This window comes from Pseudoalteromonas sp. BSi20495 (assembly GCF_000241185.1).
Taxonomy (GTDB): Bacteria; Pseudomonadota; Gammaproteobacteria; order Enterobacterales; family Alteromonadaceae; genus Pseudoalteromonas; species Pseudoalteromonas fuliginea.
In genome coordinates this window covers 55,900-68,546 of sequence record NZ_BADY01000111.1, presented here as the reverse complement: position 1 = coordinate 68,546, position 12,647 = coordinate 55,900, and the positions used below count along the sequence as shown (strand labels likewise).

The window sequence follows — 12,647 nt, the reverse complement described above, 5'->3', positions numbered from 1 at the left end:
TGCAACATTATTTGGTGGGAGTGAAAGGGAGTTTATTAAAATCAACGAGTTACGCTGTCTCTATTTGGCGACACATTGTTTTTGTAGCGCTGGCTGTTAATCGTATTAAATATAATTGCTGGTTCAGCTAGTGTATAAGGTAAGCACTTAATAATAGAACGCTTAACTTAAAAGGACTAAACGAAATGCCAGCAACCATAGCTAAAAAATACCAAGCAATGCTTAACTGGCGGCCTAATTTAATTGGGCAATTTGCAATGAGTATGCTGCTTTCGTTACTCCCGCTTTCTATAGTGGTGATTGTATTTTTAAATGCGCTTAACAAGCAATTAGCGGTTACTCAAAGTATCGTGAGTAACAACTATCAAGTTACCAAATCGTTTAATACTCTAAAACAAGAGCTCAACAGCCTTGAGCGCGCCACTAGGCAAAACTGGGTATTAAAAAGTGAATCGCTTGATAAGCTCATTGTCGATAAATGGCAATCATCCCTACAAAGCATTGATGAACTCAAATTTGTAAACACGAATAAAGAGTATATTCACCAATGGCAACGCTTATATACCACCTTACAAACCGCGCATGTAAAACTCGTTGAGCAAAAACAACAACAAGCTGAGCTATTTGTGCCAGTGAGCGATTTAGTTGCTGAGCTTACTTTATGGTTACGTGATAAAAACGAAGCGCAAATTACCAATAACCAAAATGAGCTTACAAGCCTGCAAGCGTCATTTATAAACTGGCTGGTGGCACTTATTCCGCTTACTTTAATTGTTGGTGGTGGTTTTTTATGGCGTATAAGTGGGCGACTAAAAGGGTTAACTACGGTTATTGATAAGCTAGGGCAGGGGCATTGGCAGCAAAAAATATCTGTGAAAGGTTCAGCTGAGCTTGTTGAGCTAGGAGAAAAGCTCCAATGGGTGCAAGAGCAACTTCATATGCTTGAGCAGCAAAAAGATACTTTTTTACGCCATGTTACCCATGAGCTAAAAACGCCCCTTGCTTCAATGGTTGAAGGCACTGACTTATTAACTGATGAAATAGTAGGCCCAATTACCGCTGAGCAAAAAGCAGTGCTTGAGCTTATTAGCCAATCTATGGTGCGCCTTCGCACAATGATTGACAGCCTGCTGAGTTATAATGCGATTCGCACCAGTAAAGACAGCTTAAGTGAAGTTGAGTTTAGTCTTCTTATTAATAAAATTAATAGCCATTTTGAGCATCGCTTAAGTGCGCGTGAGCAAGCTCTGCAGTGGCAAAACACTTTACCTAACAAACCGCTTGCTTTACCTAGTGAGCTTATTGAGATGATTTTAATTCAGCTTATTTCAAATGGCTTAAAATTTTCAGATAATAAGCAAAGCGTTACTATTAATTTAGCGCTTGAGCAAAACCAGCTTTGTATCGTTGTACTTGATAAAGGGTGCGGTATTAAAGAGCAAGAAAAAACTCAAATTTTCAGCGCATTTTATCAAGGTAAACACAGTAAAAATGTTACGCTGCAAGGCAGTGGGCTGGGCTTAACTATTGTAAAAGAGTCTGTTGAACAGCTAAGAGGTACACTTACTGTTGAGCATAACGAGCCACATGGTTGCCGGTTTTCAATTAAAATTCCCATAACAAAAAGTCTAGGAGTTAATTAACATGCGCTTGCGTTTAATCGCTATTTTATGTGTGCTTAGTAGCATGGTTATATCAGGTTGTGAAATTAATAATGGGCAAAAAGAGCGTGTGTCAATTACACCTGCACCTGTGGTCGATACAAAAAAAACGAACGACAAAAACAGTAACCCTAGTCCAAAACCTAGACCAAAAATTGAACCAAGCTATCCTCCTGCAGAGCAAGTTATTGCATGGCACGCTAATCAGTGTGGCGGATTTAAATTGGTACCTAACAAAGATGTTTTTACAGGTGAAAACGAGCTTAAACGCTTTTTTAAATTTATGTGCTTAAACATAAATGATGATCCAAATACGGTAATGACTAAGTTGCTAAAACTCGATCTTGCTTACTTTTGGCCTGATGACATAAAGCAATATTTATGGCTTCAAAAGCAGCAAGTAACTATGCAAATAAATGCTAAAAAAGAGCAGCAAGCACTTAATAATAAAATGCAAGAAACCCTCTCATCGTTAGCTACGATTGAGCAGCAACTTTTACTACGAGAAGAAACGAAGGAGCAGTAACGATGGCAGCAACTAAAGTGCAAAGTGCAAAAGTATTACTCGTTGACGACGACGCTAGCTTATTAAAACTGCTCGCTATTCGTATTGAATCAAAAGGATACGAAGTGACAACCTGTGAAAGCGGCTTAACCGCACTACAAATACTTAAAAGCCAAGTGTTTGATGCCGTAATAACCGACTTACGCATGGATGAAATGGATGGTATGGCACTGCATCGTCAGCTGCAAAGCCGCTACCCAGCATTACCTGTCATTATGATGACAGCGCACGGCTCAATTCCTGATGCAGTAGAGGCAACTAAGCAGGGCATTTTTGCATTCATAACTAAACCTGTAGATAAAGATGAGCTATTTGACAGCCTTGCTAAAGCAATTGAAATTCACGGTGTTAACGCTGATGAAGCTGCACCTAAAAGTAATATAGTTACGCGCAGTGGTGCAATGCTGCACTTGTTAGAGCAAGTAAAACTACTTGGGCCAACGCAAGTTAATGTACTTATTTCGGGGGCTAGTGGTACTGGTAAAGAATTACTCGCACAGGCGATTCATCAGCATAGTCATGTAAGCGGTGGCCCTTTTGTTGCAATTAACTGCGGCGCTGTACCGGGGGAGCTTTTAGAATCCGAATTATTTGGTCATAAAAAAGGCTCGTTTACGGGTGCAATTAAAGATCACCAAGGCTTGTTTCAACAAGCACAGGGTGGCACGTTATTTTTAGACGAAATAGGCGATATGCCGCTTAACTTGCAGGTTAAGTTACTGCGCGTATTACAAGAAAAAACAATTCGCCCAGTAGGTTTTCAAGAAGAGATAGCAATAGATGTGCGTATTGTATCGGCAACACACAAAAATCTTCCTGAAGCTATTTTAAACCAGCAATTTAGAGAAGATTTATACTATCGCTTAAACGTAGTTAATTTAAAATTACCGCCACTGTGTGAACGCCGCGAAGATATAAGCTTATTAGCACAACATTTTAGTGCAAGCATTGCTAAGCGCATGAACCAAAATGAAAAACACTTTGCAAGCGATGCTATGCATGCACTTGTACGTTACGATTGGCCAGGTAATATCCGCCAATTACAAAACGTAGTAGAGCAGGTTGTAGCATTAACGCCAAGCGATGTTATTTCAGAGCACTTAGTGTTAGCTGCGCTAAATAGTAATGAAAAAAACGTAGAACCATTATCACTAAACGACGCTAAAAAAGAGTTTGAGCGCGACTATGTAATTAACACTTTAAAAATGGCTGGTGGTAACGTAGCTGAAGGCGCTAAGCTTGCCAAACGTAACCGTTCAGACTTTTATAAACTGATTAAAAAACATAATATTGATGTAGATAATTTATAAAGAGAAGCAAATGCAGTTATTTATGGTGTATTTAGGGGGGCGAATTCAGGGTTGCCATATAGAAATGCATGATATTCGTTTTGTTGTAGGGGAGAATATAGAACAAACCTACTCAAAGTTAAAAAGCCAGTGGGTAGGCGACAGAAGTAATGTTCACATGGATAGCTACATGGCAATTAATCATATAGATGGTTTTAAAGTAGAAGTAGTCGAGAGCTATGTGGAGCAAAATAAACAACTCTATTTTGTAAATTTAGGCGCTTACCGAAGTGATTCTATGGCTGAGCAACACGACTTTGCACTGTATGTTGCAAGCAGTAGCCATGAAGCTAAAGAGCGTGCTAAAAACGATTTACTTGCAGGGCTTAGCCATATTCATAAAGATGATTTACATGATGTAGACGATTGCTTTGCCATTGATTTACTCGACAGCCAATTGAATATAAAGTTAACCCCCAGCGGTGAAGCACAAACCATAAAGCCAGATTGGTTTGGCTACCATATATTGTAATGACTTATGAGTATCGGAGCAGCTTGTTATTAACGCTGCTTTTTTTGTGAGATTAAAGCGACATAAAGACATGTTTTGCTAAAAGCAAAGCAATGAAACTAACTTTTAATGACACCTATATTGCAACATTTCTCCTTCCGCACGATATTTATATCTTTCAAAAGCTAATAATTAATTGTATCTGCCTGATGTGGGTACTCTTTTATTTTTGCATGATCCAAGTTGTAAAAATACATAGAAAAAGTGCAATCACTCTTAAAGTTCATCATCAACCTCACCTAATTAGATGCCAATAATCTGTGGCAAAGTAAAAAGCGTGCCACCTAATAAAGCGCGCCATACATACGGTTAGAAAACAGTGTGTTTCAATGAAAGCTAACTACGGTATGTGATTGCATGCTTTATGTAATATTTTAAGTTATTGTTTTTAAATGAATAGACTTTAAAAAGATATAAAGAAGTGACATAAAGGAGGTTAAGGTGATTGCTATTTAATTAACATTTATTTAATTATAAGTAACAAATAAAATAATTAATAAATTGAACTGTTTTAACTTAAAAATAATGACATAAATATTAAAAACATTCATAAAGGGAAGCGTGTGAACACTTTATCAACAAGAAAATGCCTATTAGTAATCGCGATCACTGCAAGTTTTTCTCAGCAAGTGATAGCACAAGAAAATATTGATGTTGGACCACAAACAAATACAACGTTAGCTAAAGAAGTGGCCAAAACCAAAGAAAAAGTAGAAAAAATTGTTATAACAGGATCTCGTTTAAGACGTGATAGTTTTAGTGTTCCTACACCACTAGTTGTTATGACTCGTGAAGATATTGCTGATACAGGTGTGGGATCGTTAGCTGATATTTTAGTTGATGGTATTCCTTCATTAACTGAAGATATTAGTAATACTAATAGTCAGTCATTAGTTTCGGGTACCGGGCTTTCTACCGTTAATTTACGCGGTTTGGGTGCTAGTAGGACGTTAACATTGATTGATGGGCGTCGTGTTGTTTCAAATAGTTACAGTGGTAATAAAGTAAGTTTAAGTACGATCCCTAGTGGTATGGTGCAGCGCGTTGAAGTTATTACCGGTGGCGCATCTGCAACTTATGGTGCAGATGCGGTATCAGGTGTGGTTAATATAATTACGCAAACTGATAAAGAAGGCTTTAGTTTAAGCGGTCGAACAGGGGAGTCGTTTGAAGGCGGTGCAAAAGAATTCACGATTGATATGGATTACGGTACTTCATTTGATGATGATAAAGGTTACGTCTTTGTTAGCTCTAGTTGGGACCGTGAATTTGGATTAAGTTACTCAGATAGAAAACGTGCCCAATTAGAAGATGTTCATGGCTACGACAGCTCGCTTATGTGTAACACAATGCAAAATGCAGATGGCGATGATGTATGTATGCGTGATCAAACACCCGCCGATTGGGCAAGCAAAAGTGATGGAACTCTAGGAGGCGTATTTTTAGAGTCTAGTAATAATGACACTCAATTTTGGTACGATGGGCAAACGTTACGTGATGATTGGAAAGGTAACGAAGAGCGTTACGGTATTAATTCAAATGAGTATGTTGCGCTCAAAATACCAAATGATAAATTTAGCACTGCCGTAAAACTTAATTACGATATTAACGACTCACTAACAGCATATGCTCAAGTTCAGTTAAGCCTTACTAGTTCTTTCAATAATAAGTCACCAGAAGACGATTATGAAAGTGCCTATGTACCAACTTTTGATGCAGAAACTGGCGATGCTTTAGATGATATTCGACCTGGATATATTCCAATAGATAACCCTTATGTTCCCCAGGAGATGATTGATACTAATCCATATAAAGATCGTATTTATTGGGATAGACGTTTTGGTGAAGTAGGTAATATTACAACCGAAAATAATCGTACAACCCTTCGTACTTGGGCTGGTTTACAGGGAACCGCTTTTAATGATGAGTGGGAATGGGATATGTCGGTAGGCTTTGGTAAATTTCATCAAGAACAGCATCGTAATAACGAACTAAATATAGTCAAAGTAAACCAAGCTTTGCAAGCAGAGCAACTCGAAGATGGTACTATTCAATGTAAAGATGAGCAAGCACGTGCAGATGGTTGTGTTGCATTAAATATATTTGGCGAAGGTTCAATTACACCAGAAATGGCCGATTGGATACGCAGTAGTCCAACAATTAATACCTATATTGAGCAATATAATCTTTTAGGTTACATGACAGGGGATTTATTTAAGCTACCAGCGGGTAATGTATCAGCTGTATTTGGAGGTGAGTACCGCAAAGACACTGTTGATTTACAAACCAGCGAAGAGCTAAAAGTGGGGGGGATCACTTGGAATACAATTCCTGAGTTTAATGAATCAATGGATGTGTTTGAAATATTTAGTGAATTTAGTATACCGCTACTCAGAGAAGTAACTTTTGCTAAGTCACTTTCAGTCGAAACGTCATTACGGTTAGCACAATACAGCGTCGATAGTTTAGACAACGTAGCCAGTTATAAGCTTGGTTTTATGTGGATACCCGTTGAAGGTTATGGCATTAGAGCTAACTATTCACGTTCACAGCGTGCGCCAAGTATCAGTGATCTTTATTCACCTCCTCGAGGTGACTTTGATAGCTTTGATGACATATGCGAAGGTGTAACAGCTACCTCAACAGAAGTTGGCCATGCAAATTGTCGATTAGATCCAACTCTTGCTACTTTAATCTCTGAGGATGAAGCATTTGAGTTGGCAGATGAGAACAATAGTTACTCTCCAAATGCAGGTAATTCAAATGTAAATGTTGAGACATCAGATTCTTACACGTTTGGAATCACAATGGCGCCTGACTTTTTAATAGGCTTCAACCTCGCGATAGATTACTACGACATTTCAATTGAAGATGCGCTTGGAGAAATCCCTAACGAAGAAATATTAGAGCAATGCTATAACTCAAGCCTAAGTTATGGCACCGACAATGCATTTTGTAACGATATTACACGAAACAGTGAAGGCCAGATAACTAAAATTATCCAACGTGTATATAACTTAAACGAAGAAAGTGCGCGTGGGGTTGATATAACATTTTCACAAAAAATTGATCTAAATGATTACGGTTCTTTAACACTAAAAGGTGATTTTAATCATGTTATTGAGCAGTCAACGACTTATGAAGGTAACGATGGTTTAGAGACCTTAAATTATGCAGGTTATTATACATCTCAAGATAAAGGTTCGGTTTCACTTCGATGGAAGCTTGATGAGTTAAGTGTACGCTGGAAAGTTAAATACTTGGGGGGATTCAAAGATGAGCTAGAGACTGATGAAGATGTTAGCGATTATCTGGATGCTGTAGCTGATAATAAGGTCCTTTGTAATACGGGTGATAGCGGGTGTATTGAAAACCCAGAGCCATTGTACTTCCAAAATTACGGAACCTACCTACGACACGATATTTCAGCCTCGTATTCAATGAAAATGGATAAAAACTCTCGTTTGAAAATATCAGGCGGTATTAATAATATATTTGACAATAACGGTTCGTTCCACACAAGCACTGGTAACTACTACAGTGGTTACGGTGGTGGTGTTGGTCGATTTGGTTTTATAAAAGCTGAATATTCATTTTAATCGACGATAGCTTTATTTAAGTTTTTGCCACAAGGATGTGGTTTTCTTAAGGTTAAATATGAAACATATACTTTTTTTACTACTGCCTTTATTAGTATGTTCTGGGCTATATGCATTTTTTGAATATGACTTGTACACAAAAAATCAACAAACAACAATTAATGAGTTTTTTGTACTAAAAGACGGTCCTTATATTGCTGAAAGTAACTCTGTATTAGACATAGCTTGGATTTGTAACGATCAGGCGAAACACCAAGCAACAGAATTTAAAAGCATACCTATTTATTTTTCTCAGTGCGGTTTAACAGCAGAGGTAAACACCCTTGAGTTTACTGAGGATCTAATTGAATTTACTGGAGTTTCTAAAATAGCGGCTCTAAGTGATTTGCACGGACAGTTTGATTTAATGATGCAATTATTAACCAATAACAAAATTATAAATAATGAAGGCAAGTGGAGCTATGGTGATGGCCATTTTGTGATTACCGGAGATATATTTGATCGTGGTGATAAAGTAACTGAAATTCTATGGTTTATTTTTGAACTTGAGCAACAAGCTAAGCAAGCTGGTGGCTCTTTGCATTTATTATTAGGTAATCATGAGGTTATGGTACTGAATAACGACTTACGTTACCTGCATGCTAAATATGTCCGCACGGCAAAGTTACTTGATGTAGAATTTGTTAGTTTATTTAATAAGCACACTATTCTTGGTCGTTGGTTACGGAGCAAAGCGGTGTTAGTAAAAATAGATGATTATTTATTTGCTCATGGGGGTTTTCACCCCGACTTTGCTAAAAGTGCAGTGTCATTGCAATCGATAAACACAGTTTTTAAACAAAATTTAGTTAAAGTTGAGCTAGATAACCCTAGAGAGGGCTTTGCAAAAGAATTACACAAAAAGAACGGGCCTATTTGGTATCGCGGATATTTTAAAGATGATGGTGCAACAGATATAGAAATCGATTTGTTGCTACAACATTTTGAAATTAAAAATATAGTGGTGGGACACACCTCTCAAAAACGAATAGAGGCGCGCTACCAAGGTAAGGTGATCGCAATCGATAGCAGTATTAAAAATGGTGAGTACGGAGAAATTTTATTTATAGAAAATGGTCTATTTAGTCGAGGCACTTTATCAGGCAAACGTTTAGCATTAAATTAAGCTTAATATAAGGGGCGGATTACTTGCTCTTTTTTATTTTTATTGGAATAGTCAATAATTCATCGTGACTAAATTAAAAACCAGCATTCACCTATCCAACATTTGTGTTTTAATTACTTAACTCATGTAGAATAAAATAATAACTCGTAAACAGTGAAATATTGTTTTAGATGTAATTGTTTGTATTTTAAATAAAATAGTAAGGTAAGTATTTCATTATGAATGTTGAACAGCCTTTTTTTCTGGGTCCCTATACTGTGCTGCCTCAAGAAGATGCTATTTTAATCAACACTAAAAATAAGCAATCAATTCAACCAAAAGTAACAGAGGTACTTTGCTATTTGGTTTTACATTACCCTCGTGTTGTTTCTCGCGCTGAATTAATTGAGCATGTTTGGGGGAATAATGAACTCGTAGGGGAAAAAGCACTTACTAATACCATTTGGCAAATAAGGCAATGTTTTAAATATCCTAATAATGAAATTTGTGTAATAGAAACAATACGCAAGCGAGGTTATAAGTTATTAGTTAAACCACAAGCCGTTAACGTAGAACAAGCTCCTTCCCTTTCAAGTAAAAACGACAAATCTAATGCTATACCTTGGTTAACCACACTATTTTTAATAACTATAATCATAGGCTTACTTTCTTTTTACTTAGCGCCTAAAAAGGCAGCTAATGCCACTGTTACGCAAATAACTAAAGACCCTGGTAGTGAATTATTTGTTTCACCTTCACCGGATGGTAAAAAAGTGATTTATATATGGGCTAATAATGCAGGGCGTCACTTATATTTAAAAGAGTTAGCTGCACCTCAAGTGCCACCTATACAGCTTACTATTACTAATGCATCCTATAGTCGAGCTGTTTGGAGCCTTGATCAACAATATATTTATTTTTTATCTACAACTGCCTCTAAGTGCTTTGTTATAAAGTTTGAACTAATTAGTAAGAAGGAAACTAAACTAGCTACTTGTCCAGTTACAACTGGAGTTAAATATATTGCAATGTCATCAGATGGAAGGACGCTCGCTTTTAATTCTAAAGTGACAGGAGATATAGAAGACGGCATTTACTTTTTAAATTTAAATAATAATCAAGCAAAGCCTGAGCGGTTTAGTTGTCAAGACAATTGCGCATACAGAGAACGTGATATTGCTTTTTCTCCTAATGGTGAATACGTTGCCGTAGCAAGGCGTGCAAGTAATACTAGCGAAAATATATTTATAGTAAACTTAAAAACCAAAGCTGCTCAGCAAGTTACATTTAAGCATAATGATATTGAGGGGATGACCTGGCATAAAAGTAACGATTTGCTTGTCTTTGGAAGTCAAAAAGCAGATAAGCATTCAGGGTTTATACTTAATTTAAAAACCTTGAAGCAAACACCTTTAAATATATCTGGGTTTGGCTTTCCTAGCTTTTCTGCAGACGGCAGTCTATTTTACCAAAAGCGCCGAGAAACTTACTATATAGCGGGTTACGATCTTTCTACATCGGTTGGTACTAGTATTTATCCCGTTATTGAATCTGAGTTTAGCAATAAATACCCTACTTATTCAGAGGTATCCCAAGAGCTAGCCTATCTATCAAATGAAAGTGGTTATTACGAAGTGTGGCTATCTGATATTTATGGCAGTAATCGCAGGCAGCTTACTAATTTAAAAAAGAATGCTAAATATCCCCTTTGGTCTAATAATGGTAAGAAATTAGTATTTGCGAGTGCAATTAGTAAGAGTGAAAATGAAATTTATGTTTATAATTCAGTAACAAAAAAAATCAATCGCTTAAATATTACATTAGATAAGTTTGGTCGCCCTACTTGGCATCCTAATAACAAAGATCTTGTAATAAGGTTAAATGTAGCTGGAAAACGTGAACTCTATTTATTAGATACTAATACGCTTATGACAAAAAAAGTAACAGATAATAATGGACGTTTTGGCTATATGGATAGTGATAAAATACTCGTATATGTAGATAATAAAAAGGAGTTATATAAGGTTGATATAAATGAACCTCATATGCCTGTAAAACTGCTCGATAGAAAACAGTTTGGTACCCGCTATGGCTGGAGTATACATAACCATGAAGTTTATTTTAAAAGTGGTGATAAAGCAGGGGATTCAATAAAACGTTTTAATATTGGGAAAAAACTATTGACCGATATTTTGTATGTCCCAACAATCTCTATTTTAGATTCAGAGCCTTTTTCTATGATCCCTTTACATAAAAAACTGTTATTTACTAAAAGTCTATCGGAACAATCTAATATTAATCAATTACATCACCCATTATTTAATTGATTTTCAACGAATGAGTAACATAAATGCTTTGCTATTAGTTTGAACAATAGCTAATTGAATATAAAGTTGGCCCTAAGTAGGCTGCCATAAATTAGTTTTAGCTAAATATTTTATAGTGTTACTTAAAAAACAGATAGGGATAAGTTGTGAAAAAGTATGGCTTCTTAGTGTTTATTCTATTATTGACCGGTTGCGAGTCAATATCGCACTTAGCGCCAGTAAGGGATCTCAATAAACTTGCAAAACAAGTAAAAAACAATCCCACCGATGTTAAAGCAATTGAAAAACAAGTAAAAAAAACGCAGCGCTCAATTAAGCAGCAAGTGGGGAGCGTTAGTCAGCTATTAGCAACGTTAGAAAGTGTAGTTAGTCGTAAATGGGGTAAAAAAAATACTCAGCAACCAACACGCAGAAAATATGTAAAATACAGCAATGATTACCAAGCACGCGCTGTTATTGATTTTGACCGTAATATGGTACAGGTCGAAACCATAGCCACTAAAAATACCAACTCGCTTCTAACTCAAGCAATTGTAATGACATTATTAACCTCAAGTGATCCACATAAAACAGACATTTTTACCAGTGAATCGCCTATTTTAGGGGATGAACCTTTTTTGTATCAACAAGTGCTTGATGAAGACGGGCTCCCCATAAAATACCAATGGCGGGCAAATCGTTTTGCTCGTTACTTAGTAGACACTAAGGTACAAAAAAAACGTAGTGATGGTCATTCAATTACATCGGTATCTTTTCCTCTGGTAGAACAAAACGCTCACTTACGAAAGCAAAAATACAGTGAGTATGTTTTGGCTGCGGCAAAGAAATACCAAATATCTGCGTCGCTTATCTACGGTATTATTGAAACAGAGAGTCACTTTAACCCTTACGCAGTAAGCTCTTCAAATGCGTATGGATTAATGCAAATAATTCCATCGCGCGCAGGAAGAGACGTCTATCAAAAAATAAAGAAAATACCAGGGGAGCCCAGTAAAGAAGTATTGTTTGATCCTAAAAGAAATATAGATATTGGCAGTGCGTATTTAAGTGTACTAAAAAATAGCTATTTAAATAAAATACAAACCAAACAAAACCAACATTACGCCATGATTTCTTCATATAACGGTGGCGCGGGCAATGTACTAAAAATATTTAATTCAAATAGAACAATCGCATTTTCAAAAATTAACCAACTAACGTCGAGCCAGTTTTATAAAATACTCACAACTAAGCACTCTAGAGCTGAATCGAGACATTACTTAGAAAAAGTGACCGTAGCAGAAAAAGCATATCAATAAGTTTCAAATTTATTTGTTATTGATAAACAAACCATAGCTGAGTTCCTGTTTTGGTTCAATCGGTTACTTCAATTTCAGGTGAAATATTAAAAGGAGGTTTGGTGCTATTTTAACTGCCGTTTAAAGGCTGTTACTGGTGTTTGAGTGGTTAGGTTGAGAGGGAGTGGCTTTACTTTCTTTGTGTGTTTTTTTA

8 protein-coding genes are annotated in these 12,647 nt (G+C 36.6%); all 8 read left to right on the top strand.

Annotation, left to right across the window (positions count from 1 at the left end):
* Positions 1–185: 185 nt before the first annotated feature.
* The 8 genes from P20495_RS06395 to P20495_RS06430 all read left to right on the top strand — a co-directional run bounded on the left by P20495_RS06395 (position 186) and on the right by P20495_RS06430 (position 12,454).
* Complete coding sequence (locus P20495_RS06395) at positions 186–1,643, top strand: sensor histidine kinase KdpD (protein WP_007377019.1); 1,458 nt, start codon at positions 186–188, stop codon at positions 1,641–1,643.
* A 1-nt stretch (position 1,644) separates the two neighbouring features.
* On the top strand, positions 1,645–2,187 hold the full coding sequence (locus P20495_RS06400) for a hypothetical protein (protein WP_007377018.1): 543 nt from the start codon (positions 1,645–1,647) through the stop codon (positions 2,185–2,187).
* A 2-nt stretch (positions 2,188–2,189) separates the two neighbouring features.
* A complete protein-coding gene (locus tag P20495_RS06405; protein WP_008137518.1) occupies positions 2,190–3,536 on the top strand; it encodes a sigma 54-interacting transcriptional regulator in 1,347 nt (448 codons plus the stop codon).
* 10 nt (positions 3,537–3,546) lie between these two features.
* Positions 3,547–4,047, top strand: a complete 501-nt coding sequence (locus P20495_RS06410) for a DUF1543 domain-containing protein (RefSeq protein ID WP_007377016.1) — start codon at positions 3,547–3,549, stop codon at positions 4,045–4,047.
* A gap of 602 nt (positions 4,048–4,649) precedes the next feature.
* Positions 4,650–7,685, top strand: coding sequence for a TonB-dependent receptor domain-containing protein (locus P20495_RS06415; RefSeq protein ID WP_008137516.1), 3,036 nt, complete (start codon positions 4,650–4,652; stop codon positions 7,683–7,685).
* Between the two features lie 58 nt (positions 7,686–7,743).
* Positions 7,744–8,850, top strand: a complete 1,107-nt coding sequence (locus tag P20495_RS06420; RefSeq protein ID WP_008137515.1) for a metallophosphoesterase — start codon at positions 7,744–7,746, stop codon at positions 8,848–8,850.
* Positions 8,851–9,068: 218 nt separating this feature from the next.
* Positions 9,069–11,156, top strand: coding sequence for a winged helix-turn-helix domain-containing protein (locus P20495_RS06425; protein WP_008137513.1), 2,088 nt, complete (start codon positions 9,069–9,071; stop codon positions 11,154–11,156).
* A gap of 146 nt (positions 11,157–11,302) precedes the next feature.
* Positions 11,303–12,454 (top strand): murein transglycosylase domain-containing protein, encoded by a 1,152-nt coding sequence (locus tag P20495_RS06430; protein WP_008137511.1) that lies wholly within the window; start codon positions 11,303–11,305, stop codon positions 12,452–12,454.
* The last annotated feature ends 193 nt before the right edge of the window (positions 12,455–12,647 follow it).

Coding starts and splice junctions, on each gene's coding strand:
- P20495_RS06395 (WP_007377019.1), top strand. CDS start 186: ATGCCAGCAACCATAGCTAAAAAATACCAAGCAATGCTTAACTGGCGG.
- P20495_RS06400 (WP_007377018.1), top strand. CDS start 1,645: ATGCGCTTGCGTTTAATCGCTATTTTATGTGTGCTTAGTAGCATGGTT.
- P20495_RS06405 (WP_008137518.1), top strand. CDS start 2,190: ATGGCAGCAACTAAAGTGCAAAGTGCAAAAGTATTACTCGTTGACGAC.
- P20495_RS06410 (WP_007377016.1), top strand. CDS start 3,547: ATGCAGTTATTTATGGTGTATTTAGGGGGGCGAATTCAGGGTTGCCAT.
- P20495_RS06420 (WP_008137515.1), top strand. CDS start 7,744: ATGAAACATATACTTTTTTTACTACTGCCTTTATTAGTATGTTCTGGG.
- P20495_RS06425 (WP_008137513.1), top strand. CDS start 9,069: ATGAATGTTGAACAGCCTTTTTTTCTGGGTCCCTATACTGTGCTGCCT.